Origin of the sequence: Bacillus sp. S/N-304-OC-R1 (assembly GCF_019749375.1) — a bacterium.
Classification (GTDB): domain Bacteria; phylum Bacillota; class Bacilli; order Bacillales; family Cytobacillaceae; genus Cytobacillus.
Window position 1 is genome coordinate 18,113 of record NZ_JACWFE010000027.1, and the last position, 26,552, is coordinate 44,664.

Here is a 26,552-nt window from a genome sequence, read left to right on the forward strand (position 1 = left end):
TTTTCGACTTTATGGAGGGGAAATATACATATTTTCTTTTTATTTGGGTTAAATTAACTAATTAGCTTTTTTTCGTAATGCGTGAACAGGAATACTTGTCCACTTTGGTGTATTATGCTTGATTTTGGCTACTACTACCGTCATGTCATCTTCGATATTGCCTGATCTGGACCGAATAACCTCCTCCATAATTAAATCGGCTACATCTTGAGGGTTATCGGTTTTTAGCTCGCATATTTTTCTCTTCATCCATAGGTCGAAGTTTTCTACATGCTTTGGTCCTTCAAAGATACCGTCACTCATCATAATTAAGAGATCTCCTGCTTTCAGCTGCTCGCTCACAACATCTACTTCAAACTCCTGCAGAATACCCATTGGTAGATTGCTTGCTTCTACCTTTAATACCTTCGTTCCACGTTTAATAAAGCTTGGGGTTGATCCTATTTTTAAAAACTCTACTCCTGCATTTTGAAGATCAATCATCGCTAAATCGAGGGTAGAGAATATTTCATCTGTTGTACGCAACGCGAGAACAGAGTTTACGGACTTGATCGCTACCTTCTCCTCAATCCCTGACTGAAGGATTTTCTGTAAAAGCTGAAGCGTTTCTTTGCTTTCAATATGAGCTCGCTCTCCATTCCCCATTCCATCGCTGATAGCAATCGCAAATTTCCCGCACCCTAACTCGATTGTAGAATAACTATCACCCGAAATAAATCCACCGTCTTTTGCAGCATGTGCGACCCCTGTTTCAACCGTAAAAGCTTTGGCGGATCGGAAGGTTACATGACAGAAGCCATTCGGATAGGTTGAACACTCTTCTGAATTGACAACAATCGTTTCTCCCAAAATATCAGAAAGCATTGGAGCAATTAGCTTTTCGCATTCTCCATGTCCTTGGCAGTAAGGAATGGTCATATCAATATCTACATTTCTTTGTTCTAAACTATAAATCTCCACTTGTTCAATATGAATGCCAAAATCCTGCAGTGCTTCTAAAATAAGCTCTTCCTGCTTATGATGATTTTCTCTTTCTCTTTGAATTTCCTTAGCAAAATCACCCATTACTTCAGAAACGCCTCGTAATTGATCCGCTACTAATTTTCTGCTTTCCTTCACTTGTTTCTTTAGCTTTTGGTTCGCGTAGTAAAAGGTCAGCTCCTGCTGAATAACCTCCGTTACCTTTTTCGATCTCGTACAATGCTTTTCCCATTCCCTAGAGAGCTTTGGCGTAATTTCACCATAATTTTCATCCAATTCATTCATAATCTCTTCCATATAGGCATAGGTTGTATCAAAGTTCCTTGTCCAGCAATGCTCCTTCTTAAAACAACTTTGACATGTTTTACTCGTTACATTACTTAAGAAATAATCAAGCTCCCGACCGTTGTCATCCTCTTCCCACTCAGTCGGCTCATCATAGGATGAAAAGCTTTTCGAAAGCGCTTGGAAGACATTCGAAAATTGTGCCACTCTTTGAGCTGTAACATCTCGCATTTTCCGCATGTATTGCTGCTGTTCAGCTGCGTACTCAGGTGTGCCGGGAATATTTTTGGCAAGTTTTGATGATAAAGCTTGAGGAGTAAGTAGAAACAATAAAATAGCAGCGGTAGATTCTAATACTGTTTTTAATAGAGTTCCACTTTCTTCTCCGTACATGCCAATCAATAATGTAGCAATCATAAGCCCTGCAGCAACACCGATTTTCCTGCCTTCTTTTAACAGGCCGCCAAGAAGGCCGGCAAAGGCTAGCAAACTCATATGAAAGAAGCTGGATACATTCGCTAAACTAAAAATTAAGCCAGTTACGACCCCAACAGTTGATCCGACAGTGGCACCAGCAACAAAGGAGAACAGCAAAACGAGATATCTTGACATAATATGTTCAACAGACAAATCATAAACAGACCACCCAATCGTACCGGTCATAACCGAAGCAAGCATAATGATTAAACAAACAATTTCTTCTGTTTTCAGCGATTGACGGCGCTTGTTAATAGAGAGGAGCGGAATGCTCTGAATAAAGATCAGCGTAAGAATAAATCCAAGACTTGCCTCTACCCCAGCCATCATACCGTCATAAATGGTCAGCCGATTTGTTAATATGAAATCCTCTGCCAATTTTCCACCGAGCAATGTTAAAAACACAAAAAATGGCAAGGCGCGTATTTCATTATGAAGCCATTTCCTTGCAATGCGAAAGGCGAATAAGAACAGAAACGTAATGCCAAAAACAGATACTGCATTTGAAATCGAGATCGTAGCAGCACCAGCAATTAGCCCTACTAACGCAATGGGGGCTTTATCCCTTCTGATGAAAAAAACCGCAGCAAAAAACGGGAGACTAAAAGGAGTAAGCTTGGCCAAAATTAATGCTCTGCCAAGTAAAAAACCAATCAATAAAAGCAGATAGCCCTTCTTAATAAAAAAGGTTTCCATCCATAACTGAAATTTACCTAATCCCTTCGCGAATTCCAATTTGGGTCTGTCAAAATTCACTTCTCCGATCGGCTCAATTAAATTCCTTTCTACCTTTTCCATTTTATTACACTCCCCATCCTTTATCGTACTGCTATTATAAATTCAATAGAACTAGAAGTTTGTCAAAATACCGGACAGGCTTTTATTTTTCGTTCGACGCTTTTCCCCGTAAAGCCCAAAAAGTAAACAAAATTTCTTCTGCTGGGAATAGGATTGTCGGGTTATTGTATGAGAATTTGTTGGTGGAAAGCTCGTTTTTGCCTGTAATAGAAGGAATAGATAAATGGAGAATAGGTTAGGAAAGGGAAGCGACATAATTCTAGTCTTATTTTGGTGATACGGATGGAATTTAGATAACGTCCTAAAAACATTATTTCAAACAAAATAAAAAGACAAGCCTATTACGACTTGTCTTGAATGGGAATCATTAACGTTCAACCCTGCTATATAAAAATAATATATCAACTACGCAGCAAGTTAACCTCGTCTAGCGCCTCTTCCCCCACGCTTCGATTCAGTATTACGTTTTAATGATGACAGACGATCTTCACTATCCTTTAAGAAACGAGCCATTTTAGATTCGAAATTTTCTCTTTGAGGGCGACTATCGTTTGCTCTGCCTTGACGTGGACGTTGGGAATGCGAATGTCCTCTAGACTCTCTTCTTTCGCCTCTTTCAGGCCTTTCTGGTCTTTCTGGTCTTTCAGGCCGATCTTTTGCCTTTTTAATGGATAAACCAATCTTTCCATCCTTTTCGACATTTATAACTTTTACTTCGACCTGGTCACCAACTTTAAGATGGTCATTGATGTCCTTCACATAATTGTCAGCGACCTCGCTAATGTGCACCAGACCTGTTGAGCCTTCCGGTAACTCCACAAACGCTCCGAAATTTGTAATTCCTGTTACCTTTCCTTGTAACTTGCTGCCCACTTCGATTGACATAAAAAGAAATTGCCTCCTTGAAAGATATAAAAAATACTTACTACATATTATACCGAACTTAAGAAAAGAGTTCAATACAAGGTCTAATCAGATGATGTATCCTCTTTTTTCCCCTTTTCCTTTAATTCTGGCAAATTAAAGATAATTTCATTGTTTTCTGAGAGGAAGTAATCCTTTCTGGCAAGCTTAGCTATGTATTCATCATCATTCAGCTTTACAATTTCCTCTTCAAGTGCAACTTCCTTTTTCTTTAATAATGCCAATTCGTGCTCGAGCTTCTTTTTCTCGGCTGCTTTTTCCTCTAATGTTGAGGATTGCGAAACGAGTGTGGAAATCATTAAAAAGGCTATGACCGAAGCCCCTGCAAAAAAGACTGCTAATCTTCTAAATAAGAGCTTTCTTTTTCTATCTACATGAATTTCCGCCGCTTCCTGCTGTTTCACATAGCTTGTATGAATTTGAGCTACATTTTTTTTCTTGATCGCACCCATTTCGCACCCCTCCTTACTTTTTATATTTTTTTCTCAGAATGGATATCCATTTAATTAAGTAATTCTTTATATGTCTACAAATTCCTGCCAGTTTATGATAAAATCTCTCGACTGAATTTTTAAATCTTTTCGGCAAAAATCTCCACAATAATAACAAAATCCACTTGAACGGGAGAAGAACTAGCTTACATATAAATATAATAATCCTATTTAGTAATTTTAAAAGAGCAAATAGTCCCTTATTTATCATTAAGAGTAAGGAAATGACAGCAAGGATGATTCCTCTTATAGGTTTATAAATGACAAATTGAAACATTTTTACGAAAAAGCGATAAGTAGAGATAATAATAGAAATGACAATTTCCAGAAGATGCAAATACAATCCTTTAAATAAACTTTGATAAGCGGCAAAGCCGCATAAAAGGGCAACAAAAATATAAAATCTCAATTCTCCTTTGTTCACATTGAACAAAATATAAAAAATGACAAGGCCCTGAACAATCCAAAAGAGGATGTCGTTAATAAAGACAATCCAGCTTTTCCTCCTGCTTCGTTTTAAGAACTTATTGTATGTGTCCAGTGCTGCGCCAAAGACACTACCCATGCCAATCATCGCCAGCATGGTTATAAATTGTGTCGTTAATGTCATCGGAATAACTTGCTAAAGAATCCTTTAGCCTTATCTCCCTGCTGATCATCTAAATAAACGAGATCAAATATTTTTCCTTTTATGGAGACAACCCCTTTATCCACGTCGAGGTTTTTCATTTGCAGGTTCTGCCCTTTAATTGCTAAGAAGCCCATAACTGTATCCAATAAAAACTCTTCATTGTCAAAGCTCTCTACTTGCTTAACCCCAGTAATGTCCAAAAGCCTTCTGCCCCGCATGATGACATCGTGCTCTTGGACATTCGTCCTTGTTGAATTTTGCTCATAAAATTGGCTCATCTTACATCCCCTCACAATACAAAGTACAAGCTTTTTGTACATGTTATGAGTCAAAGGGATGAAATAGAACTAAGAAACGAATTGAATGACCGCTTGCATTCAATGCAGACAAAGAAAAGCGGAGAGCCTTTTACGCTTCTTCCGCTTCTGCCTTTTCTTCTTTTACAATTGTATACATTTCAGCTGCTTCATCTTTTTTGGTCGTTTCTTGGATGCGGTCAATTTTTACAGTGACAAGCTTTTGGCCAAACCGAATAACTAGCTCATCCCCAACTTTAACAGTTGTGCTAGCTTTTGCGGCTTGGCCGTTCACAAGAATTCTTCCTTGATCGGAAACCTCTTTTGCCAGTGTCCTTCTCTTAATTAATCGAGATACCTTCAAAAACTTATCTAGTCTCATGCTCAGAACTCCTCTCCAGCTTTTTAGCCTCTTCCCAAAATTCATCTAGCTGCTCGAGTTGGAAATCAGTAAACTCCTTGCCGCTCTCTTTCACCTTTTTTTCAATATACGAAAACCGGCGTTTGAACTTTTGGTTGGTTAGAAATAACGCTTCCTCGGGATCAATTTTATAAAAGCGGGCAATATTGACGATGGCAAATAGAATGTCGCCAAATTCATTGACGATATTACTGCTGCCATTCTCTGCTTCTATTTCAAATTCACGAAGCTCTTCCTTTACTTTCTCCCAAGCAGGTCCAACTTCCTGCCAGTCAAAGCCAACCTTCGCCACTTTCTTCTGGATTTCAGCAGCAGCCATTAGGTTCGGTAAAGATTTATTTATTCCCTCTAATAAGGATTGATTCTCTACTTCTCCCTTTTCTTCCTTCTTTATGTCCTGCCAGTTTTTCAAAACATCTTCTTCTGTCTCAGCGGTTGTATTTCCGAAAACGTGCGGGTGACGGCGAACCATTTTCTCGGAAATTCCCCTAATCACATCTTCAATAGAGAAGAAACCGTCATCCTCTCCAATTTGTGCATGGAGCATCACTTGTAAAAGAACATCGCCAAGCTCCTCGATTATGTGATCAATATCATCTTCATTTATTGCTTCAATAAGCTCATATGCTTCTTCAATTAAATATTTTTTCAAAGATTCATGTGTCTGTTTTTTATCCCAAGGACAGCCATTAGGTCCTCGCAAGTCAGCAATAATTTCCCGAAGCTTTGAAAACCTTTTATACAAAATTGCCTCATCTGTAACAGGCGGAACATAAACAGACGTTAAATTATTTAGCTCCATTTCATGATCAAGCTCATATATAGGAACCTTCCGGATTTGTTCGTTCTTACTTCCTGCAGCTGTCACAATAAACACTTCATAGTCATATGGCAGAATGTCCATTAGTGTTAGCTTTACTTCCGATGCGACAAACTGGTCATAGACCTGCCCAATAATGATATGCTGCTTTATTTCAATGTCGTCCTTTTTCAGGCTCGTGCCATCAAGAAGCTGAAATCCTTCGATTGGATCAATTTTCAAAGCCTGAAATAGAGCATCCAGGAAGCTTTGCCCGCCACCAATTTTAATCGTTACTCCTCGATCGGATGCTCCTTCCAAGAGAAGCTGTACTGTCCGCTCTGCAACAAGAGGATGGCCAGGAACAGCATATGTAACCTCCCCTTGCACCGCTGCATTGAAAAGATTCGTGCAAATTTCTTCATATACCTCTTCAAATCCATCATGTTTTTCATAAATGGAATCGAACGAAGTATAGTGCAATCCCTCTTGTTCCAGCTCCGTAATAACTGGATGTTCTTTCGTCCGTAAATAAAGGGGAGAGGCATTTTTTAGGGCTCGATAGACTCCTAGCGGCAGCTGCTCTAAATCCCCTGCACCTAACCCTATAATTGTAATTTTTGACATGAATGGTCATCTCCTATTTTTTTTAGGCAGGAAAAACAATAGTTTGCTCCCAAAAGGCAGCATATAAAGCTCTTTTTCTTTAAAGGTATTTCCTTTTAGCACAATCCATAAATACGTAAACCCACCAACTGCAACGGCACTCAATGCTTGAATGCCAGAAAATAGACGGCCATGAAAGTAGCCTGTAAAAGTTAAGTAGATCCGCAAGACAATAAACATCGTCAGTGCTGCGAAGCCAATCATAAAGAGAAATCGTTTATTAAAAAGCGGTAAATAAAGCTGACCGCGGAGCTTGAGAAGCAAAATAACCATAATAAAGCTTAAGGTTAAACAAGTTGATGCTGCAGCCCCCATTGTTCCAAGAGGTGGAATCAACATCATATTCAGAACATATTTAACGGCTAAGCTTGAAAGAATAACAAAAGCCGGAAAGAGAATAATACCTAGCCCTTGTAATATAGCCGATACTGTCATAATGATTGAGCTTAATAGGATCACTAAGCTTAAAACGCCTAAAACATCAGAGCCTTGGCCATTTTCAAATAGCATAATATTAGTTGGGCGAATAATATTCCAAAGCCCGACTGCCGCAGCGACCCCTACAAACACGGCAATTTTTAGAGCCAGCTGAATTTTTTCGTGCATGGATTCATAATTAGATTTTAGTTTTTCACTTGTAATAATCGGAACTAGCGATAACGACATTGAGGTTGCCACAACTAACCCTACTTGAATTAATGGCTGCCCCCTATCATAAATCCCCTTTAGTTCTTTCGCTTTATTCGCGTCTACTCCAGATGAAGTAAGCATGGAATACAGATTTAGAGAATCAGCCATTTGCATGAATACGAGGAGCATACTGCTCACACATACCGCAAATCCCTGTATAAAAAGAACCTTCGCTATCCTTTTGCTCTCTTTTCTATCAAATTTCTCTAATGAGAAATGCAATTTTTCTTTATTTAACCAATAAAACGTAACTAGTATAAGGATGGCTGTTATTCCGCCTGTTACCGAACCGAATGCCGCTCCTCCTCCTACAACATACAAGCTATATCCTTTCCTAGTAAGCAAAATAGCAGCTAAAAAGATGGTCATCACTCTAATTACTTGCTCACCGACTTGTGAAATAGCCGTAGGAACCATATTTCCTTTCCCCTGATAATAGCCCCTAAATAAAGAAACAATCGGGAAAATTAAAAAGGTGATGGAGATTACCTTTAGCAAAATAACGAGCTGAGGATCATCCATTAGTGCGGCAAGCCAGCCCGCTCCCCAATACAAAATGGCAAAGCCAGTAAAGCCTATTATCCATAAAACGATAGAGGCCGTAAGAAATAAGTTTTGAACTTCATGATTTTTTCTCTTGCTCGAGATCTCTGTATAGAGCTTTGAAATCACAACTGGAAAACCATATGTAGATAAAGCAAGGGCAACTCCATAGAACGGATAAACCTGCTGGTATATATAAAAGCCAACATCACCCACAATATTTTGAAACGGTACGCGGTAAACGGCACTTAATATTTTTATAATGAGTGCGGCAATTGTTAGTATGAAAGCCCCTTTAAATAATTCTTTAGCATTCTTCTCGGGCCCCATTACCCCTCTCCTTCCAACACCTAAGGTCCGAGAGTATTATATCACGGCAGCAGAAATATAATAATCATTTCTACTTCTGTAATTTCCTCTAAAACCATTAGTGGGCCCCCAATTTGATGGAGGCCCACTAATGGAAATTTCACCTTAAGATTCCATTTGTCTTGCTAGGAAACCTGCTGCCGTTTCAACAGCTTTTTGTTCAACTTCCCCTAACGTATCTTCTTTTGCATAAATGATAACTGCGCCAATTGGATCACCATTTGCAATGATTGGTCCAATTGTATAGGAGGAAATTGCTTCAGAATGACCATCTACAAGAGAGATGTCACCTGATTGTGTTATAAGAACCGAGCTGCGGTCCTCCATTGTTTTTTCAACTAAGTCACCAATATTTTTGTTTAAGTAATCCTTTTTGGATCCGCCTGCAACAGCAATGTATGTATCTCTGTCACAGATTAAGACCGGATTTCCTAAACTGTCGAAAAGTGCCTCTGCATATTCCTTTGCAAAATCGCTCAGTTCACTTATCGGTGAGTATTTTTTCAGAATAACTTCTCCATCACGGTCTACGAAAATTTCTAATGGATCTCCTTCACGAATCCGCAGTGTTCTGCGAATTTCTTTAGGAATAACCACTCGCCCTAAATCATCGATTCGACGAACTATACCAGTTGCTTTCATCCAATGTTGCCTCACTTTCATCTGATGATTTTACAAAATAAGAAAAAGAATTTCTGGAGGTTGACAGTGTCTACCTCAACGCAATGTGCCAAGTCAATTGCCCTTGCTAAGGATCCCTCACTAAAAGCGCGCTTTTAAGCTTTTCTTATTAGGCAATAATTCAAGTTGGGAGATATTGAATCCATCGCCATGTTTGAACTTAGTATCTTTCATCTGGAAAGTTCTATACACGTTCAAATATTTTTTCTTAGGCTGATAATTTGTGATTAAATTGGATAAATCCCCCAAGTTGTTTTCTTTCCTTTTAGACTTTGGACATTAAAGTTTTTTCTAAAAATACCCCCTAATTTTCAGGACTAAACATATTTGGAAATTTTCGGGTCTTTCGCCCTACTCCTTTAGTTTTTGGAACAAAATGAATTATAATACCTGACTTTGTTCTTTTTTAATTGATTCTTTTATTCCTTGAACAATTTCAAAAGCCATATTTAACCACTCATTTGGCTTAATGCCTTTAATGTGAAGAACAGCTTTTAGCTTTTTGCCTTCCATTCCAAGACCTACTGTTCTGCCAAATTTACTTGTGATTTCAAAAATTTTCGGACCGTCGATTCGCTCACTTCCCTCTTCCGATAGAAGGATAAGGACTTCATTTTTCGTCTGTTTAATGATTTCGACCCCTGCTTGTTCTCCATGAACCTTCATTTGTGCTACACGGAATAAATAAGCAACCTCTTCAGGATACTCGCCAAAACGGTCCAGCATTTCCTCCTGAAGCTCCTCAATATCCTCTAAGCTTGAGGCTCCTCTGAAACGTTTATACATTTCAATCTTTTGGTGTCCATCTGAAATATAGGAATCCGGAATGTAAGCATCTACATCTAGATCAATTTCTAGTCGTTGCTTTTTCTCTTCTTCCAAATTGCCCTTCCGGCTTTCGATGGCCTCCTTCAGCATTTGAGAGTACAAATCAAATCCTACTGAATCAATGAAGCCATGCTGTTCAGCCCCTAATAAATTCCCTGCTCCCCTAATTGATAGGTCACGCATAGCAATCTTGAAGCCGGACCCGAGCTCCGTAAATTCCTTAATTGCTTGAAGCCGCTTCTCTGCAACCTCTGTTAATACCTTGTCTTTTCGATAAGTAAAATAAGCATATGCTACACGATTAGATCGTCCAACCCGTCCTCTAAGCTGATAAAGCTGGGATAACCCCATTTTATCGGCATCATGAACGATGAGCGTGTTTACATTTGGTATATCCACACCTGTCTCAATAATCGTTGTGCTTACTAGAACATCATATTCGCCGGAAAGGAAACTTAGCATAACAGATTCAAGTTCGTTCTCTGTCATTTTTCCATGAGCATAGGTAACCCTTGCATCTGGAACAAGCATGGAAATTTCCTCTGCTTTTCGTTCGATATCCTCTACTCGGTTATATAAGAAATAAACCTGACCATCCCGGGCGAGTTCTCTTTCGATGGCCTCCCGAACAATCCCGCCGTTATACTCCATTACATAGGTTTGGATTGGAAAACGATTTTCCGGCGGTGTTTCGATAACAGATAAGTCACGGACACCAAGCATGGACATATGAAGAGTTCGCGGAATTGGTGTAGCTGTCAGTGTAAGAACATCTACATTTGTTTTCAGCTGTTTAATTTTTTCCTTATGAGTCACACCGAATCGCTGTTCTTCATCGACGATCAGCAGTCCCAAATCACGGTAGGAAATATCCTTAGATAGAATCCGGTGTGTACCTACAACAACATCAATTGTCCCCGCTTTTAAACCTTTTATCGTTTCCGTTTGCTGCTTTCTAGATCTAAAGCGGCTTAAAAGCCCTACCTCAATTGGATAATCCTGAAAGCGTTCTCTCATAGTTTCATAATGCTGCTGAGCAAGTATGGTTGTCGGCACTAGAAAAGCAACCTGTTTACCATCAGCTACCGCTTTGAAAGCGGCACGGATAGCCACTTCTGTTTTTCCATAACCAACATCTCCACAAAGCAGACGGTCCATAGGACGCTCTCTTTCCATATCCCGTTTGATTTCGTGAATAGATCGAAGCTGATCCTCTGTTTCCTGATAGGCAAAAGCAGCTTCAAATTCTCTCTGCATCTCTCCATCTGGGCTAAATGCATGTCCTTTTGATGCTTCTCTCTCAGCGTATAGCTTAATCAAGTCATCGGCGATATCCTGAACAGACGACTCAACTTTTTTCTTAACTCGCTTCCATTCGCTTCCGCCGAGCTTATAGAGTTTCGGTTCTTTTGCTTCAGAGCCTACATATTTTTGTACAAGATCAATTTGCTCGACAGGTACGTAGAGCTTATCACTTCCTTGGTATCGTATATGGAGATAATCTTTATGAACACCATTAATTTCAAGTGTTTCAATCCCTAAATACTTCCCGATTCCATGGTTTACATGGACAACATGATCCCCAACCTTGAGTTCAGAATAGCTTTTAATCCGTTCTGCATTAGACAGCTTTTGACGGCGGGTCTGTTTCTTTGTTCGTTTATTAAACAGCTCTTCTTCGGTAATGACTGCAAGCTTTTGGCTTAGCAGCTCAAAACCAGTCAATAGGCCGCCTTCCATAATTTGAACTTTGCCAATTAGGATAGGCTGATCCTTTCCGGTTAAAGCAGCTTCAATTTCATAATCTTCTAAAACCCTTTGAAGCTTCTTCACTCTTTCTTCATCGGGACCTAGAAAGATGACGGTATAGTTTCCTTTTTTCCATCTTTCAAGCTCGCCTTTTAACACATTCATCTGGCCGTGGAAATTCTGCATTTGCTTGCAGGAAACATTAATAATATTTTGCGGGTTCGTATTTGGGACATGTCTTAAAAACAATGACAAATAAATGAGCGGCTGCTGCTTTTGCTGTAAAAAACCCCGTAAATGATGGGATATTTTCACATCATGGATCATTTGCCCCTCACCTAATAGACTTGTATACCACTCAGCTTCTTCCTTCTCAAGGGAGTCATTCATCTCTTGAACTCTGCTAATTTCGTCAACGAAGATGAGTCCATTTCTCGGAAGATAGTCTACTAAACTATTTTCTTGTTCATATGCGAATGAAAGGTACTTAAATAATTGATCTGGCTTGCTGCCCATTTTCAATTGCTCAAGCTCGTATCCGATATTCTGCGCAAGCAAGGTTTTTGCTTTTTCATCTTTTATTTTTTTTAGACTTTTTCCTAGGCCCTCATCAAGCTTATCAATCATTTTATGATAATGTTCTGGCTTTAATGGATATTCAGTTGCTGGGCCAATCGTAACCTCTGATAATTTTTCCTTGGAACGCTGATCTTCCAATGAAAAAGTACGGATAGAATCAACTTCTGTATCAAACAATTCAATTCGAATTGGATCTGTTTCAGTTAATGGATAAATATCAATAATTCCGCCTCTTACACTAAATTCTCCGGGCGATGAAACCATGCTGACACGGGAGTAGCCCATTTGGACAAATGTTAGAAGCTGCTCTTCAAGAAGTTCATCACCAACTTTTAATGTAAGCTGACTTTCCCTCCAGAGAGAAGGTGGTGGCAGTATTTTTCTAAGGCCTGCCATCGGCGCTATTAAAATTCCATTTTTGCTCTTACTCCAATAGTTTAATACTTCGATACGCTGTGCTTTTAACTCTGGACTAGCAATGCTGATTTCTGCAGCAATTAACTCATTCGCTGGATAAAGGAATACTTCTGACTCCTTTACTAAATGAACGATATCATCATATAGCTTCTGGGCCTGCAACAGATTATGTGTAATGATTAATACCGGCTTATATGTCTGCTCATAGACGGAAGCTAAAAATAATGTTCGTGCTGAGCCAGATAAACCAGATATCAATTGCTCTCTTAGTCCTTCTTCAATACCTGACAAGACAGACTGAAGATCATCTTGCCCATTAATTATACTCTTGAGCCCTTTCATGGCTACCCTCCCTTTCTATAGGGGACTGACCCTTTTTTCACATTCATAAGCGCTCTTGGCTTTGATTATCTAGCTAAGGGCGCCCTTTACTATTATTAATATAAATAGAAAAATGCTTTGGATGGATGTCCAAAGCTTGTTATTGAATTAGAAAATCATGCTGATGGTATTCTGGATTACGCTGTAACAATTCATGACAATCTTCACAAATCGCTTTAACTTGAAGATTGCCTAACGGATCATACGTAATCATTTCTTGACGTTCCTCATGGTTTAGCAGATGGAACCCAAGCTGTTCTGCATTTACTGCCGAATCTTCAATAGTACCAATCTCCACTCCACAATGACGGCATTGATATTGTATAGCCATGCAAGTTCCTCCTATTACACACTTCGTGTTAATAGTATGAACGGTTGAAATGGAACTTATTCATAAGGCTATAGCTAAACTACATTTATATGAATGATATACTATCTTATGAAAAAAGTAGAGAAATATGAAGCAATATTAATTAAATTCATTCATGATTTGCAAAAATGGCTTTGATATCCATTCCTCACATGCATCCGCACATCGTTTGATGACCTCTGTTAATTGCTCCTGCTCTTCTTTTGTAAACCGTCCTAACACATAATCAGGCACCTTCATTCCACTTGGAGGCCTGTCTATTCCTACTCTAATTCTGTTAAACTCCTGTGTACCCAGATGGGCAATTGTGGACTTAATCCCATTATGCCCTCCGGCACTGCCTTTTTGGCGAAGCCGGATTTTCCCGACAGGAAGGTCCAAATCATCGTAAATAACAACTAATTCATCTGTTTCAATTTGAAAATAATCCATCAACGGAACAATCGACTCACCAGATAAGTTCATGTATGTAAGCGGCTTTAATAAAAATAACTTTTCTCCATTTACATGGCCAACACCATAAATTCCTTGAAACTTAGCTTGGTCTAAAGGAATGCTAAATCTTTCTGAAAGTGCATCAATGACCTCAAAACCAATATTATGTCTCGTTTTGTCATACTGTTTCCCCGGATTCCCTAAGCCTACAATCAGTTTCATATGTTTCACCTCACAAGAAAAGCGCAAGCGCCTTGCTTCTGGCGCTTGAGCAGATATTTCTAAAACTTCAAAATATATAGTGTAATAAAGAAGGGACTGACTTATGTATGTAGAGCCAGACCCTTGTTTACTAAAAATTTTTCACTCTGCTTTTGATTCATCACTTGCTTCGGATTCTCTTCCCTCTTCATTCTCAGGAGGTCCATCATGCTGCTTTTCACCGCTACTGATTTCTACTTCCTGGCGAGGAGGCAGAATGGAAGCAATGACTTCATCGTCAGTATGATTAATTTCACAGCCAATGTTTGTTTTAATATCAGCAATCGTGATCGTTTCATTCACCTGAAGATTTGTTACATCAACATCAACCGAAGGCGGGATTTGATCTGGTGTCGCGGTAACGGATACCTCATGCATCGCCTGCTGAAGCACGCCGCCATCCTTAACACCTGCTGCCTCTCCAATTATGGCTACACGTACATTTGCTGTTATTTCCTTTGACATGTCCACCGCAAGAAGATCAACATGGACAATTTCATTTTTGATTGGATCGGACTGATAGTCGCTTAAAATGACATTATGCTTCTGTCCATCCAAATCAAGAGAAATGACCCCATTTCTGCCGACTTTTCGCATAATTTTTGCAAAGTCCGCTTCACTAAAGTAGATAGGCTTACTTTCTACTTTTGCTCCGTAAACGACAGCAGGAATGTTCCCTTCCTTTCGTATACGTGTTAAAAATGATCCGCGAAATTCTTTTCTTTCCTTTGCTTGAAGTACAGCTGTCATGATTAAAGATCCCCTTCCACAAATTAATTTTCAAAGGCTCTCTATAAAAAATGCCCTAAAATGAGGAAGTCTAAACCTTTAAGATCATTCTTGCAGTTTCATGTCCTTATAAAATTAATTATGCCAATCAAATAAATCAATCAAATAATGTGCTGACTGATTGCTCCTCATGAACACGGATAATGGCTTCGCCAATTAGAGGTGCTACAGAAAGCTGAACAATTTTCTCGCTTTTCTTTTCTTCTGGAAGAGTAATTGAATTCGTTACAACTAATTCTTTAATAGAAGAGTTTTGGATTCGATCAATTGCCGGGCCTGATAGAACTGGATGTGTACAGCAAGCATATACTTCAGATGCTCCGTGTTCAACAAGTGCATTCGCAGCAAGTGTAATCGTTCCAGCTGTATCGATGATATCATCAATTAAAATAGCAACTTTCCCGTCAATATGACCAACAATGTTCATAACCTCTGCTACATTTGGCTTTGGACGGCGTTTGTCAATAATCGCAATTGGTGCCTTTAAGCGCTCGGCTAATTTTCTTGCTCTTGTTACACCACCATGGTCTGGAGATACAATAACAAGGTCACCATTCATTGCCTTACCTTTAAAGTACTCTGATAGGATTGGCACACCCATTAGATGGTCAATTGGAATATCAAAGAAGCCTTGGATTTGCGGCGCATGTAGATCAAGAGTAATAACACGAGTAGCTCCAGCTGTTTCAAGCAGGTTTGCAGCAAGCTTCGCAGTAATCGGTTCACGTGCTCTTGCCTTACGATCCTGACGGGCATATCCATAGTAAGGCATAACAATGTTAATCGTTTTAGCTGATGCACGCTTTAATGCATCAATCATAATAAGAAGCTCCATTAGGTGTTCATTTACTGGAGAGCTTGTAGATTGAATGACATATACATCACATCCGCGGATACTTTCCTCGATATTGATTTGAATTTCGCCATCACTAAAACGCTGAACTGAACATTTGCCAAGCTCCACTCCAATGAAATCAGCAATTTCAGCAGCTAATTCACGGTTAGAATTAAGACTAAAAACCTTTAAATTTGGATCTAAATATTGGTTAGACATTGTGCTAATAGCCTCCATCGTATTATTTCTTGCCATTCAATTTTTCTACATAATTTTCTTTGTTTATTTGACGCGCTCTTGCAATGGATAATGCTTCCCCTGGAACATCATCTGTAATGGTTGACCCCGCTGCCACATAGGCATTTTTTCCAATCGTAACAGGTGCCACCAGATTAGAGTTACAGCCAACGAAAACTCCATCTTCGATTTTTGTCAGGAATTTATTTTTCCCATCATAATTAACCGTAATCGTGCCACAGCCAATATTAACATCACGGCCAACTTCAGCGTCCCCAATATAGCTTAGATGAGAAGCCTTGCTACCCTCACCAAAAACAGACTTCTTCACTTCTACGAAATTTCCGATTTTTACATGTCCGTGAATTTCTGATTTTGGACGAATATGAGCAAATGGACCAATTTGTACATGGGATCCAATTTGACTGTCAAAAGCAGCGGATTGGCGAATTACAGTATGATCACCAACATCACAATTGGAAATCTCACTTTGAGGTCCAATGACACAATCCGTCCCAATTGAAGTTGTGCCTGAAAGAATAGTTCCCGGATGAATAATCGTATCCATTCCTATGGAAACATCTGCCCCGATATACGTATTTAATGGATCAATGATCGTTACACCATTACGCATATGGAACTCATTAATTCTTTTTCTCATCAAACGTTCAGCTTCAGATAAAGCAACCCTATCATTAACCCCTAGAGTTTCCTCAAATTCGACCGTCTGGAAAGCCGCAATCGGCGCTCCTTCATTTTTTAAAATTTCAAGGACATCCGGCAAATAATATTCCCCTTGAACATTATCATTGCTTACTTGACTTAGGGCACGAAATAAAGCCTGATTATCAAAGCAATACGTTCCAGTATTGATTTCTTGAATCTTTCTTTCCTCTTCAGATGCATCCTTATGCTCTACGATTTTCTCTACATGTCCGTTTTCATTGCGAACGATGCGTCCATAGCCAGAAGGATCATCAGCCCAAGCAGTCAAAACAGTTGCTTTTGAGCCTGTTTCCTCATGATGTTTGAAAAGGGCCTCCATTGTTTCATGCGGTATTAGCGGTGTATCTCCACAAACAACAATTGTTACGCCATCTTTCCCATCAAGTACTTCCTTTGCCTGCATAACAGCATGAGCAGTGCCAAGCTGTTCCTTTTGCAGGGCATACTTAATTTTGTCACCGAGCTGTGCCTGTACTTGTTCTGCTCCATGACCAATAATCGTTACTATTTCCTCTATATTAAGCTTCGAGACTTGATCAACTACATGTTGAACCATCGGTTTTCCACACACAGGATGCAGGACTTTATAAAGCTTAGACTTCATTCTAGTCCCTTGGCCCGCGGCTAAAATGACCGCATATCGATTATACACAGACAGGCCCCCATTTCCAAAGAAATATATAGTAAATGCGCCTCTCAAAAAGGCAGTATACTACAGCTTACGAACAAAATAAGGCATTGTGAGAAGCCAATATTCTTTATCATTATAATCGTTAATTGGCTAGTTTACGACACAACAGGATGCACGGGCACCATTGTTGTTCCGTGTTTATTTTTCTATTACCTTTTTATCCATTAAAAATATATCTTATAAACTCATCTTTTTCAAGGAATGTCAGCAAACTACATATTTTTTACACTATGTATGAATAATTGTTTCGACTTAAATATAATATGGTATATAAAGAAAATATGATAGGATAAAATTTTTGAAGGTTGTAGGAGAATGTAGTAAATAGGGGCAAAGTTTAGAATCTATAAAAATAAAAAGAGCCTTACTTTAGAAGTAGGCTCTAGTTGTTTATTATTAGGAAGCTCCAGCTTCTTCAAATTCAACTTCTAATTCACCTAAGCGGTGGTATTCCGATAATACAGCCTCCTGGATTTTCCCACGTGTTCCTGAGTTAATAGGGTGGGCAATATCTCTAAATTCCCCATCCGGAGTGCGTTTGCTAGGCATTGCAACAAATAAGCCATTATTCCCATCAATTACTCGAATATCATGAACTACAAATTCATGATCTAAAGTAATAGAGGCAATTGCTCTCATACGGCCATCTGTATTAACGCGGCGCAATCTTACGTCAGTTACTTCCATTCTGTTCACCACCTTTGCTAGAAGATACAAACCTTAGTTAATTAATTCCACATAGTTTGTATTTTTCCTGCTTGAATCGAAAAAATTTTTTGAATCTTTTCTTTGAATTTATGTTTTTATTCTATTATCTATATCATTATAACTATAAATATGTTTACTTATACAATTTATGGGGAATATACCCAAAATTATATATCTTTATACTAAAAAAACCAAGCTTTTGAAATTTCTAAGCTTGGTTTTTGTTTAGTCTATTATTTTACAAGAGCTACTGCTTCGATTTCTACTAGAGCATCCTTTGGCAAGCGCGCTACTTCTACACAAGAACGAGCAGGTTTATGGCTATTGAAATACTCTCCATACACTTCATTAATAGCAGCAAAGTCATCCATATTTTTAATAAATACAGTTGCCTTTACTACTGTTTCTAAAGATGCACCTGCTTCCTCAAGTACAGCTTGCAGGTTTTTAAATACTTGATGAGTTTGAACCTTTACATCTCCTTCAACCATTACACCTTCAGTTGTTAACGGGATTTGACCTGAACTGTAGAACATGTTGTTTACAATGATTCCTTGTGAATATGGTCCAATAGCAGCTGGTGCTTTCGAAGTTTGAACAAATTTCATTAGTATCCCCCTAGTCTTTATATCATTTATTTTTTAAAATAATTACCTTCATGCACTTTAATTTTCTTCTCTTTTTCATCTACATCAGATAATTGAATGAGAGACAAATACTCATCCACAAGACGTTCTTCTATTTTTTCAGCTTCAACTAGGACAGCTATTCCCGCCACATAAGCTTTAAATTCTTCAAGCATGCTGACCATTCCATTAACGGTTCCGCCTGCCTTCATGAAATCATCAACAATAAGAACCCTTGACCCTTCTGGAAGGCTTCTTTTCGATAGCATCATTGTTGAAATTCTTTTTGTTGAACCAGATACATAATTTATACTAACAGTTGAACCCTCAGTTACTCTACTGTCCTTTCTGACGATAACCACCGGGACATTTAAAAAATTAGCAACAGCATAAGCTAATGGAATTCCTTTAGTTGCGACAGTCATTACATAATCAATTTGCGTTTCTGCAAAAGCAGAAGCAAATAATCGTCCGACACGATTTACAATAGATGGGTCTCCAAGAATATCTGTCATATATAAATATCCACCGGGAAGCAGCCGATCGGGATTGGCAATTAAATCACAAAGCTCAGCTATAAAAGCTCTAGCTTCTTCATCTGCCACTTTTATTTGAAATTTCACCCCGCCTGCAGCACCTGGTATTGTTTGCAGCGTGCCTATTCCCCGTTGTTCAAACGTTTCCTTAATTATGGCTAGATCTTCACTAATAGACGATTTAGCTGATTTATATCTATCTGAAAAATAGGTTAAAGAAACCAATTGTCTTGGATGTTCTAATAAATAATTCGTCATATCAATTAACCGTTCACTTCGACGAAATTTCATCATAGGACCCCCAGTAAATCCGAATATTCCTTGTTAATATATCACTATTATCCGGACTCAATCAAGTTTGTGTCGTTCACCAAGCATTCTTACCGCGAAAACCTGATCACAGAAGCCTCTTAAGCCATTATAAATCCGCTGCATTCTTGAATCATGACGAACAAGCCCAAACACAGTTGGTCCGCTCCCGCTCATTAATACAGCATCTGCACCGAATCTTCTAATTTGCTCTTTAATCTGTGCTACCTCAGGGTGCAGCTTAAAGGTTACGTCTTCTAATACATTGCCAACAAGACCACAAACCTGCTCATAATCGCCTGTTTCTATTGCTTGTATCATATCCTTTGTCTTTGGATGACTTATGCCATCTATTTGCAGTCTCCGGTAAACATCTGCAGTTGATACACCAATAAAAGGTTTGGCTAGAATTACCCAGCAAGTTGGTGCTGCCGGAAGCTCTTTAATAATCTCTCCTCTTCCAGTAGCAAGCGCTGTACCTCCATAAACACAAAATGAAACATCAGAGCCAATTTCTGCTCCAATCACAGCAAGCTCATCTAAACTTAAGCCAAGATTCCACAGCTTGTTAAGACCTCTCAATACTGCAGCAGCATCACTACTGCCTCCTGCTAGCCCCGCAGCAACAGGAATTGTTTTTTCGATTGTGATCAATACTCCCTTTTTAACATGAAACCGTTCTTTTAAAAGTAGCGCAGCCTGGTAAGCAAGATTTCGCTGATCATCCGGTACAAAACGGTTATGGGAAATTATTTTGATTTCCTCTTGGTCTAATAAGGTTAATTCAAGGCGATCAGCTAGATCAATGGTTGTCATAATCATTTCAACTTCATGATAGCCATCCGCACGTTTATGTAAGACATCCAATGATAAATTAATTTTAGCCGGTGCCTTTACTAAAAGCTTCAACATTTCCACCTACTTTGACAAATACGTCTCCATTTTTTGTCCTATTTTACCACAAAACAACAAAAGTAAGACCTCTTGATTCGACTTTCTTCACAAAAGTTAACGATTTAGTCAAATTATTTTTAGTAATAAGCTTATTCGTTCATTTTTCTTCCTCTTTGTCCTCTTTTTAGAATAAATAATGCTGGGGTTTATGCCCCAGCATCCCGCAGTGAGTCCATATCGTTTAATCATCTTTCATTAAAGATTTGCAGTTCAAGAATGAATTAAAAGGTTACCGATTGTCTCTAAGGCTTGCTTGAGCAATTTCTACTGCACGTTTTACCATATTTCCAGCATCCTTTGCTCTAATGCCGCCCCATCCTTCTTTTTGGACTACATCGTAGAAACCGAGTTCTTTTGCCAGTTCCTCTTTAAAGCCTTCAGTCATAATTCCTCTTCTTCTTCTGCCTATGATTAACATCCCCTTTCACACTGCGGTAGTTATAGTATGGGACTTTCAATGATTAATCATAAGAGTCTATTAGAGGAAATGAGCAAGGAAGAGTAGACAAAAAAATGGCAACGAACGTTTGTTCGCCGCCTGCAAGCAAAAAAAATTTATATTAATTTAAAGCAACTCTTCCTGTTGTGTCGTCGTAGAATGTAATTTGAACTGTTTCCGTTAAAACATCTGCATAGCTGTAGGACACGCGTTCGAACGCATTTTCATCCTGATCCAGCTCAATCACAAATACAGAAGGGTACGTTTCTGCTAAAACACCTGAACGCTCAATCGTCTTCCTTCGTCCACCATTTGCCTTGAGCAATAATCTTTTCCCAAGGTTTGAATCAAGAGCTTTTTTGATATCCAATAATGTTTTTGCCATTCGTTCCACCTCACTATGTTAAGTATATCACACTGACACAGTGGAGTCAAATAAAAATATAAATTATAACAGTCTTTAAAAAAGATTGTCAATATATTTTCGTCCACAATTTCTTCTATTTTTCAACATTTTTAGCTTATCCTTATCCATCATAGAATATGTACGTTATTTTCAAAGAAATATGACTATTTTTTATAGGCAAAAAAATAAACCGTTACTTAAAAAGAACGGTTTTTCAGCATTATTCGACATGATGTTCGCGATTATAAGGCATTCCTGTTCTTAAGACTCCCCTTGTTTCTATTCCGCCAAGACCCTTTTCTCCAGTTAATGTATTACGTAAAACGTCCCAGACATTGATTCTTTCCATAAACGGAGTAAAGCTTATTTTTGCGACAATATACACTGGATCGAGCGCATGAATATTTACTCTAAAAGGTGAGCTCGCAAAATTAGCACCTGCATGGATAATGGATTCAAAATGGGACTGGCAAGCACCTGCAAAAATGACTAGCTGATCTAAATGAGGTACCTTTCTTCTTGCTTCTCTTACCGTTTGCACAAAATGTTTAGAATGGCGATAGGCATTTATATCTGACTTCTTCCCCTTTGCCTTTGAGTACGAATCATGACCCGTAATGACAAGAATATCTGGCCGGTAATAATCTATGAGCTGTCCTATCTTCAATGGCATCTCTTTTTCATTACAATGGATACCTGTAACAGGAACACCTATTTTTTCGTATAGATTTAAACATTTTTCTAAATAAGCTGGATCTCCATCTAAATGAAGAACTCTCCCAGGCATTTGGAAGTAGCTTAACATTTTACTATACCCGTCAGTGGCTTCATACTCCTGTTTTTGTTTAATCAATTCGACATCTTGACGAAACAGCTGGAGAGACTGCTCTTCCATGGAATGATATTGCTTAGCTATCCTTGCCCTCATTGAAGGACTGATTGCAATTAAATCTCCAATAGGGGCATCTGCAATTAGACGAATATCTTCTCCGTACAGAATAGCAACTTTCTTCCCATTCTGTTCCCGAATATCAATAACGCGAAATAGAATATCACATTGGTAAGAAACCCTTCCGACAATATCCATAATATTTATGCTCAACTCTAGTCACTCCAATTAGCCCTCATCAGCCTAATGGCATCCTTTAAACGCCAATATCCCAAGGACCATAAATAAATATAGTCTGGTTTCTTCATAAATTATGCATTCTTCTAAAAACATGTGCTTTTATTAATTAGAAATTTTACCAATATAAAAAGACCCGACATATGCGAGTCTTAAGAGAATATTGGGGACAAGCTGTCACTTAAGCGGGCAAATTCCTCAATGGATAGCGTTTCCCCTCTTCTACCAGGTTCTATCCCAGCCTTTTCTAGAGCAGCAAGTATATCTTCCTTCTTTTGTTTTCCATCCCGTAAATGACTTGTTAAATTATTTAGTAACGTCTTTCGTCTTTGTGCAAAGCTAGCTCGAATAATTTGGAAAAAGAACTCTTCATCCTGTACGGACACGGCCGGCTTATCTCGCTTCGTTAATCGAATAACGGCTGAATCAACATTCGGTTGAGGAATAAATACAGTTTTCGGAACTATCATGACTGTTTCAGCCTCTGTGTAATACTGAATCGCAATAGAAAGGGAGCCATAATCTTTTGTTCCCGGCTTAGCCGAGATTCTATCTGCAACCTCTTTCTGAAGCATACAAACTATACCTCTTATTGGCAGCTTGTCCTCAAGCAGCTTCATAATGATGGGTGTTGTCACGTAATAAGGCAGATTGGCGACGACCATTATATCCTTAATGCCTTGTAGTTCTGTTTCAATCATCCCTTTTACATCTGCTTTTAATACATCTTCATGAATAATCTTTATATTCGGATACGGTTCAAGCGTTTCTTGTAAAATGGGCAGCAGCCGCTGATCAATTTCAAACGCAACCACCTTTTTACTCCTCTTTGCAAGCTGCTCTGTTAATGCCCCTATCCCTGGGCCAATTTCAATAGCAGCGGATTCCTCAGATAGTTCTGCATGATCCACTATTCTTCTAAGAATATTTGTATCAATTAAAAAGTTTTGTCCTAGGCTCTTTTTAAAGGAAAACCCGTACTTTTCCAGAATGGCACGAGTCCTTACCGGGGTAGCTATATCCTTATGCATGTTCTTCCTCCTGACGTATCACTTGAATTGCAGCTGCAAACTCTTCTTTACTAATTTGGAACATCATTAAGCTTTTATGAAGCTGTTTTCCATTTGTATAGCCAATTTTTAAGAGTTTGCCAAGCTTCACTCTTCTTTCCTTAGCACCTGTGCCGCCGATAAGCCCAGCTGCAAGTAAATCATCTTGAGTTATGACTTCCTCGGCTTCATCATTCATACTATGCGCCTCCTGTAAAGCCTGGCGAATCATTTCAGGAGAGGCATGTTCAACACCCACTCCTTTACCATGTTTATGAATGGCATCCTTCTTTTCAATAAAAGCATGCTTACAGTCTGGAACGTGCTCTTTAATGGTATTCCGGATTTTTTGACCTGGGAAATCTGGATCGGTAAAAACTATGACTCCTCTTGTTCTTTGAGCAAGCTTTATTTTTTTTATTGTTTCTTCGCTGATGGCAGATCCATTTGTCTCAATTGTATCAGCATCAAGTGCATTTTTAATCGCAGTCGTATCATCCTTCCCTTCAACTACGATGATTTCCTTTATTTTCATAGTTCCTCCCTGGAGACATTATAAATTTTGCTGTGTTAAAGCAGAATGCTGATTTTGCACTTGTTGATTGCAGCGAAAATCAACAGCTACGTTTAACAGGTCCTAAATTTAAATAATATATTTGATAAAATCCTGAAACATTTCTGTAACCTAATTCGTCTGTATATATGATTGGTTAAATAGTGATTTTAATTATATATGAAAAATTCAAGAAAGAAAAAAAGAAAAAATGCAGAGGATTTTGAGATCCCCTGCATTAAGGAAATTAATTTAGGATTCTAATTTTTACTGTTTTGCGTCCCCAGCGATAGGCTTCAGCCTTTGTAGCAAAAAATACATCAATTTTGTTTCCTTTTATGGCAGAACCCGTATCAGCAGCGATTGCATAACCGTATCCCTCTACATACACTTTAGTTCCTAACGGGATAATATTCGGATCTACTGCAATCACTTTAACATCTGGATTAGCCCGCAAGTTTATACCTGTCGCTGTTTTGCCTGAGCATCCACCGCAATGAGCTGTGTAAGCAGTCGAGGAAACATAAATTTCATTCCCCCCGGTTTCTCCACGGGATGCTACCATTGTAACAGCTAACGGCTTTGTTCCAACAGCTACAACTTTATCCTGTTTTTCTTGCACTGTTTTCTCGTTTAATAGCTTTCTAGACACTTCTTTGCCGTTTTCTAATACAACCTCAAATTCTTTCGTTACAAGGCCCTCTTTGCCTGGATTAACGACTTTCTGAGATCCTTTAGCTAAACTGCTGTCTTTCTTTGTTACAACAGCAAATTTAACCGGTTCTTCCACTACATCGGTGACTTTTTCTACTCTAGTGATTTGGATAACGTCGTCTTTTTTGACAAGCGTATCCGCTTTGGGCTCAATACGATCTAGTTCGTTTAGCTTTATACCCTGCTGTGATAAAAAGTCAGCGACCGTAGTCGAAGTTGACCATACCTGCTTCTCTTTTCCGCCATCTGATAATGTTAAAGAAAAAGCTTTATTTACGACAATGTCAAGATTGTTTTCTATTTCCTCTTCGAGATTTGGCTGAACTTTATCGTGATCGGATATGGTAATCTCCTCGTCCTTCAAAAGCTCATCTACTGTTTTGGCTACTGTCCAAATCGTTTTCTTCTCGTTGTCTTTCACAATGTGAACCTGTTTAGCCGGCTCCCAAACAACTTTCAAGTTATTCTTCACCTTTGTGTCAAGCGAATGCGACACGTAGTCCTCTGTGCGCAAAGAAATATCTAAATCATTAAAAAGCTCTTGAACCGTCTCCGCATGAGTTTTAACGACCTTTTCATGACCGTCTATTGTCATTGCCACTGTTTTCTTCGTCGATTCAAATATTAAAAAGCCTAATGTAGCTGCAAACACTATGAAACTAGCAGAAATAATGACCAATTTCTTTTTACTCAAAGACTCGGAAAACAGGTTTTTCATGTTTTGAAATACGATGAAAAACGCCTCCTTTTCTCTCGGAGTGATTATATAGACTATCTTACAGGTTTGTCAACTCTCTTTCACTTTTCCTTTTTTCTCCATCACCTCCTCTAAACGTATTTCCTATTATGCAAAATCTTTTCAAGAAAGGAAAGAGAGACTTATCGACATGGTTATCCTATGAGCGGACAAGGAAATGTAGAACTTTTTGGAAACTTTAAAAAATAGGACAGGTCCCTCGGTTATTCGACATATTCCTTTATCAAATCATGCCGAATATTTTTTTGGCATTCTCTGTTGTTATTCTTGCGACTTCTTCAACAGGAACATTTTTTATTTCCGCAATTTGCTCTGCAACTAGCTTTACATAGCTTGGCTCATTTCGCTTCCCTCGGAAAGGATGAGGTGCAAGGTACGGACAATCCGTTTCAATCAGCAGTTTCTCTAAAGGAATTACTTCTGCTACTTCCTTCGGTTTTTTCGCATTTTTAAAGGTTACTGGTCCCCCAAGTGATATATAAAAATTCATTTTCACACATTCCTGAGCTGTTTCCGGACTACCACTAAAACAGTGCATGATTCCACCGACTTGCTCTGCGCCCTCTTCCTTTAGAATTTCTACAATGTCTGCTGTTGCATCACGATTATGAATGACAATCGGCAATTTCACCTTTTTAGCAAGTTGAATTTGTTTTCGAAATACTTCTTTCTGTATTTCTTTAGGAGACTTGTCCCAATAATAATCAAGCCCCATTTCACCAAGAGCCACTACTTTAGGATGGCTTGAAAGCTCCTCAATCCACTGAAGATCCTCATCCGTCATATCAATAGCATCAACTGGATGCCAGCCAATACTCGCATAAATAAAGTCATATTCCTCAACCAGTTCCATCGCTTTTTCAATCGTTGGGCGATCAAAACCAACAACAACCATACGAGATACGCCCTCAGCTAATGCTCTGTCAATAACTTCTCTTAGATCATCATTATATTGTTCGGCATTCAAATGTGCGTGTGTGTCGAAAAACATCATAAAATCCCCTTTTTACATAAATTAATTTTCT

26 protein-coding genes are annotated in these 26,552 nt (G+C 38.7%); all 26 read right to left on the reverse strand.

Translation table 11 applies throughout. From position 1 onward, the window contains the following. Positions 1–57: 57 nt before the first annotated feature. The 26 genes from spoIIE to H0173_RS21585 all read right to left on the reverse strand — a co-directional run bounded on the left by spoIIE (position 58) and on the right by H0173_RS21585 (position 26,518). Complete coding sequence (spoIIE, locus tag H0173_RS21460; RefSeq protein ID WP_221848830.1) at positions 58–2,541, reverse strand: stage II sporulation protein E; 2,484 nt, start codon at positions 2,539–2,541, stop codon at positions 58–60. 417 nt (positions 2,542–2,958) lie between these two features. Continuing rightward, a complete protein-coding gene (locus tag H0173_RS21465; RefSeq protein WP_221848831.1) occupies positions 2,959–3,426 on the reverse strand; it encodes a S1 domain-containing RNA-binding protein in 468 nt (155 codons plus the stop codon). Between the two features lie 83 nt (positions 3,427–3,509). Further along, entirely contained in the window at positions 3,510–3,917 is a 408-nt protein-coding gene (locus H0173_RS21470) for an FtsB family cell division protein (protein ID WP_221848832.1), read from the reverse strand. 13 nt (positions 3,918–3,930) lie between these two features. Then, positions 3,931–4,566 (reverse strand): spore cortex biosynthesis protein YabQ, encoded by a 636-nt coding sequence (gene yabQ / locus H0173_RS21475; protein WP_221848833.1) that lies wholly within the window; start codon positions 4,564–4,566, stop codon positions 3,931–3,933. Continuing rightward, a complete protein-coding gene (yabP, locus tag H0173_RS21480; RefSeq protein ID WP_221848834.1) occupies positions 4,563–4,865 on the reverse strand; it encodes a sporulation protein YabP in 303 nt (100 codons plus the stop codon). Before yabP ends, yabQ begins: the two co-directional genes overlap by 4 nt. Positions 4,866–4,995: 130 nt before the next feature. After that, positions 4,996–5,265 (reverse strand): RNA-binding S4 domain-containing protein, encoded by a 270-nt coding sequence (locus H0173_RS21485; protein WP_221848835.1) that lies wholly within the window; start codon positions 5,263–5,265, stop codon positions 4,996–4,998. Next, positions 5,252–6,730, reverse strand: coding sequence for a bifunctional methyltransferase/pyrophosphohydrolase YabN (gene yabN / locus H0173_RS21490; protein WP_221848836.1), 1,479 nt, complete (start codon positions 6,728–6,730; stop codon positions 5,252–5,254). Before yabN ends, H0173_RS21485 begins: the two co-directional genes overlap by 14 nt. A gap of 6 nt (positions 6,731–6,736) precedes the next feature. Continuing rightward, on the reverse strand, positions 6,737–8,332 hold the full coding sequence (locus H0173_RS21495; RefSeq protein ID WP_221848837.1) for a putative polysaccharide biosynthesis protein: 1,596 nt from the start codon (positions 8,330–8,332) through the stop codon (positions 6,737–6,739). Between the two features lie 144 nt (positions 8,333–8,476). Beyond that, complete coding sequence (spoVT, locus tag H0173_RS21500; RefSeq protein ID WP_221848838.1) at positions 8,477–9,013, reverse strand: stage V sporulation protein T; 537 nt, start codon at positions 9,011–9,013, stop codon at positions 8,477–8,479. A 420-nt stretch (positions 9,014–9,433) separates the two neighbouring features. After that, positions 9,434–12,967: a transcription-repair coupling factor gene (gene mfd / locus H0173_RS21505; RefSeq protein ID WP_221848839.1), complete on the reverse strand. Its 3,534-nt coding sequence runs from the start codon at positions 12,965–12,967 to the stop codon at positions 9,434–9,436. Positions 12,968–13,106: 139 nt separating this feature from the next. After that, positions 13,107–13,337, reverse strand: coding sequence for an anti-sigma-F factor Fin (gene fin / locus H0173_RS21510; RefSeq protein WP_221848840.1), 231 nt, complete (start codon positions 13,335–13,337; stop codon positions 13,107–13,109). A 138-nt stretch (positions 13,338–13,475) separates the two neighbouring features. Further along, the gene (gene pth / locus H0173_RS21515; RefSeq protein ID WP_221848841.1) at positions 13,476–14,033 is read right to left on the reverse strand and encodes an aminoacyl-tRNA hydrolase; all 558 of its coding nucleotides are present in this window, start codon (positions 14,031–14,033) and stop codon (positions 13,476–13,478) included. A 141-nt stretch (positions 14,034–14,174) separates the two neighbouring features. Further along, a complete protein-coding gene (locus H0173_RS21520; protein ID WP_221848842.1) occupies positions 14,175–14,822 on the reverse strand; it encodes a 50S ribosomal protein L25/general stress protein Ctc in 648 nt (215 codons plus the stop codon). A gap of 136 nt (positions 14,823–14,958) precedes the next feature. Then, positions 14,959–15,915, reverse strand: a complete 957-nt coding sequence (locus H0173_RS21525; protein WP_221848843.1) for a ribose-phosphate diphosphokinase — start codon at positions 15,913–15,915, stop codon at positions 14,959–14,961. A gap of 22 nt (positions 15,916–15,937) precedes the next feature. Further along, on the reverse strand, positions 15,938–17,311 hold the full coding sequence (glmU, locus tag H0173_RS21530; RefSeq protein ID WP_221848844.1) for a bifunctional UDP-N-acetylglucosamine diphosphorylase/glucosamine-1-phosphate N-acetyltransferase GlmU: 1,374 nt from the start codon (positions 17,309–17,311) through the stop codon (positions 15,938–15,940). A gap of 435 nt (positions 17,312–17,746) precedes the next feature. Continuing rightward, complete coding sequence (spoVG, locus tag H0173_RS21535) at positions 17,747–18,037, reverse strand: septation regulator SpoVG (RefSeq protein ID WP_053479353.1); 291 nt, start codon at positions 18,035–18,037, stop codon at positions 17,747–17,749. A 254-nt stretch (positions 18,038–18,291) separates the two neighbouring features. Further along, positions 18,292–18,666 carry a 2-iminobutanoate/2-iminopropanoate deaminase gene (gene ridA, locus H0173_RS21540; RefSeq protein WP_221848845.1) on the reverse strand — a complete coding sequence of 125 codons (375 nt, stop codon included), beginning with the start codon at positions 18,664–18,666 and terminating at the stop codon, positions 18,292–18,294. A gap of 26 nt (positions 18,667–18,692) precedes the next feature. Then, on the reverse strand, positions 18,693–19,511 hold the full coding sequence (gene purR, locus H0173_RS21545; protein WP_221848846.1) for a pur operon repressor: 819 nt from the start codon (positions 19,509–19,511) through the stop codon (positions 18,693–18,695). A 57-nt stretch (positions 19,512–19,568) separates the two neighbouring features. Further along, positions 19,569–20,438: a 4-(cytidine 5'-diphospho)-2-C-methyl-D-erythritol kinase gene (ispE, locus tag H0173_RS21550; protein WP_221848868.1), complete on the reverse strand. Its 870-nt coding sequence runs from the start codon at positions 20,436–20,438 to the stop codon at positions 19,569–19,571. A 274-nt stretch (positions 20,439–20,712) separates the two neighbouring features. Further along, positions 20,713–20,901: a small, acid-soluble spore protein, alpha/beta type gene (locus tag H0173_RS21555; RefSeq protein ID WP_221848847.1), complete on the reverse strand. Its 189-nt coding sequence runs from the start codon at positions 20,899–20,901 to the stop codon at positions 20,713–20,715. 142 nt (positions 20,902–21,043) lie between these two features. After that, complete coding sequence (gene veg / locus H0173_RS21560) at positions 21,044–21,307, reverse strand: biofilm formation stimulator Veg (RefSeq protein ID WP_221848848.1); 264 nt, start codon at positions 21,305–21,307, stop codon at positions 21,044–21,046. A gap of 241 nt (positions 21,308–21,548) precedes the next feature. Then, positions 21,549–22,430, reverse strand: coding sequence for a sporulation peptidase YabG (gene yabG / locus H0173_RS21565; protein ID WP_221848849.1), 882 nt, complete (start codon positions 22,428–22,430; stop codon positions 21,549–21,551). Positions 22,431–22,606: 176 nt separating this feature from the next. Further along, on the reverse strand, positions 22,607–23,485 hold the full coding sequence (rsmA, locus tag H0173_RS21570; RefSeq protein WP_221848850.1) for a 16S rRNA (adenine(1518)-N(6)/adenine(1519)-N(6))-dimethyltransferase RsmA: 879 nt from the start codon (positions 23,483–23,485) through the stop codon (positions 22,607–22,609). Further along, positions 23,478–24,038, reverse strand: coding sequence for a ribonuclease M5 (rnmV, locus tag H0173_RS21575; RefSeq protein WP_221848851.1), 561 nt, complete (start codon positions 24,036–24,038; stop codon positions 23,478–23,480). Before rnmV ends, rsmA begins: the two co-directional genes overlap by 8 nt. A gap of 265 nt (positions 24,039–24,303) precedes the next feature. Continuing rightward, positions 24,304–25,488 carry a G5 and 3D domain-containing protein gene (locus H0173_RS21580; RefSeq protein ID WP_221848852.1) on the reverse strand — a complete coding sequence of 395 codons (1,185 nt, stop codon included), beginning with the start codon at positions 25,486–25,488 and terminating at the stop codon, positions 24,304–24,306. Positions 25,489–25,750: 262 nt separating this feature from the next. Then, positions 25,751–26,518 (reverse strand): TatD family hydrolase, encoded by a 768-nt coding sequence (locus H0173_RS21585; RefSeq protein ID WP_221848853.1) that lies wholly within the window; start codon positions 26,516–26,518, stop codon positions 25,751–25,753. Positions 26,519–26,552 lie beyond the last annotated feature (34 nt).

What these genes read in the sequence shown, in the direction of transcription:
- spoIIE (WP_221848830.1), bottom strand. Translation starts at nt 2,541, where the DNA reads ATGGAAAAGGTAGAAAGGAATTTAATTGAGCCGATCGGAGAAGTGAAT.
- H0173_RS21465 (WP_221848831.1), bottom strand. Translation starts at nt 3,426, where the DNA reads ATGTCAATCGAAGTGGGCAGCAAGTTACAAGGAAAGGTAACAGGAATT.
- H0173_RS21470 (WP_221848832.1), bottom strand. Translation starts at nt 3,917, where the DNA reads ATGGGTGCGATCAAGAAAAAAAATGTAGCTCAAATTCATACAAGCTAT.
- yabQ (WP_221848833.1), bottom strand. Translation starts at nt 4,566, where the DNA reads ATGACATTAACGACACAATTTATAACCATGCTGGCGATGATTGGCATG.
- yabP (WP_221848834.1), bottom strand. Translation starts at nt 4,865, where the DNA reads ATGAGCCAATTTTATGAGCAAAATTCAACAAGGACGAATGTCCAAGAG.
- H0173_RS21485 (WP_221848835.1), bottom strand. Translation starts at nt 5,265, where the DNA reads ATGAGACTAGATAAGTTTTTGAAGGTATCTCGATTAATTAAGAGAAGG.
- yabN (WP_221848836.1), bottom strand. Translation starts at nt 6,730, where the DNA reads ATGTCAAAAATTACAATTATAGGGTTAGGTGCAGGGGATTTAGAGCAG.
- H0173_RS21495 (WP_221848837.1), bottom strand. Translation starts at nt 8,332, where the DNA reads ATGGGGCCCGAGAAGAATGCTAAAGAATTATTTAAAGGGGCTTTCATA.
- spoVT (WP_221848838.1), bottom strand. Translation starts at nt 9,013, where the DNA reads ATGAAAGCAACTGGTATAGTTCGTCGAATCGATGATTTAGGGCGAGTG.
- mfd (WP_221848839.1), bottom strand. Translation starts at nt 12,967, where the DNA reads ATGAAAGGGCTCAAGAGTATAATTAATGGGCAAGATGATCTTCAGTCT.
- fin (WP_221848840.1), bottom strand. Translation starts at nt 13,337, where the DNA reads ATGGCTATACAATATCAATGCCGTCATTGTGGAGTGGAGATTGGTACT.
- pth (WP_221848841.1), bottom strand. Translation starts at nt 14,033, where the DNA reads ATGAAACTGATTGTAGGCTTAGGGAATCCGGGGAAACAGTATGACAAA.
- H0173_RS21520 (WP_221848842.1), bottom strand. Translation starts at nt 14,822, where the DNA reads ATGACAGCTGTACTTCAAGCAAAGGAAAGAAAAGAATTTCGCGGATCA.
- H0173_RS21525 (WP_221848843.1), bottom strand. Translation starts at nt 15,915, where the DNA reads ATGTCTAACCAATATTTAGATCCAAATTTAAAGGTTTTTAGTCTTAAT.
- spoVG (WP_053479353.1), bottom strand. Translation starts at nt 18,037, where the DNA reads ATGGAAGTAACTGACGTAAGATTGCGCCGCGTTAATACAGATGGCCGT.
- ridA (WP_221848845.1), bottom strand. Translation starts at nt 18,666, where the DNA reads ATGAAATTTGTTCAAACTTCGAAAGCACCAGCTGCTATTGGACCATAT.
- purR (WP_221848846.1), bottom strand. Translation starts at nt 19,511, where the DNA reads ATGAAATTTCGTCGAAGTGAACGGTTAATTGATATGACGAATTATTTA.
- H0173_RS21555 (WP_221848847.1), bottom strand. Translation starts at nt 20,901, where the DNA reads ATGTTAATCATAGGCAGAAGAAGAAGAGGAATTATGACTGAAGGCTTT.
- veg (WP_221848848.1), bottom strand. Translation starts at nt 21,307, where the DNA reads ATGGCAAAAACATTATTGGATATCAAAAAAGCTCTTGATTCAAACCTT.
- rsmA (WP_221848850.1), bottom strand. Translation starts at nt 23,485, where the DNA reads ATGCATAAGGATATAGCTACCCCGGTAAGGACTCGTGCCATTCTGGAA.
- rnmV (WP_221848851.1), bottom strand. Translation starts at nt 24,038, where the DNA reads ATGAAAATAAAGGAAATCATCGTAGTTGAAGGGAAGGATGATACGACT.
- H0173_RS21580 (WP_221848852.1), bottom strand. Translation starts at nt 25,488, where the DNA reads ATGAAAAACCTGTTTTCCGAGTCTTTGAGTAAAAAGAAATTGGTCATT.
- H0173_RS21585 (WP_221848853.1), bottom strand. Translation starts at nt 26,518, where the DNA reads ATGTTTTTCGACACACACGCACATTTGAATGCCGAACAATATAATGAT.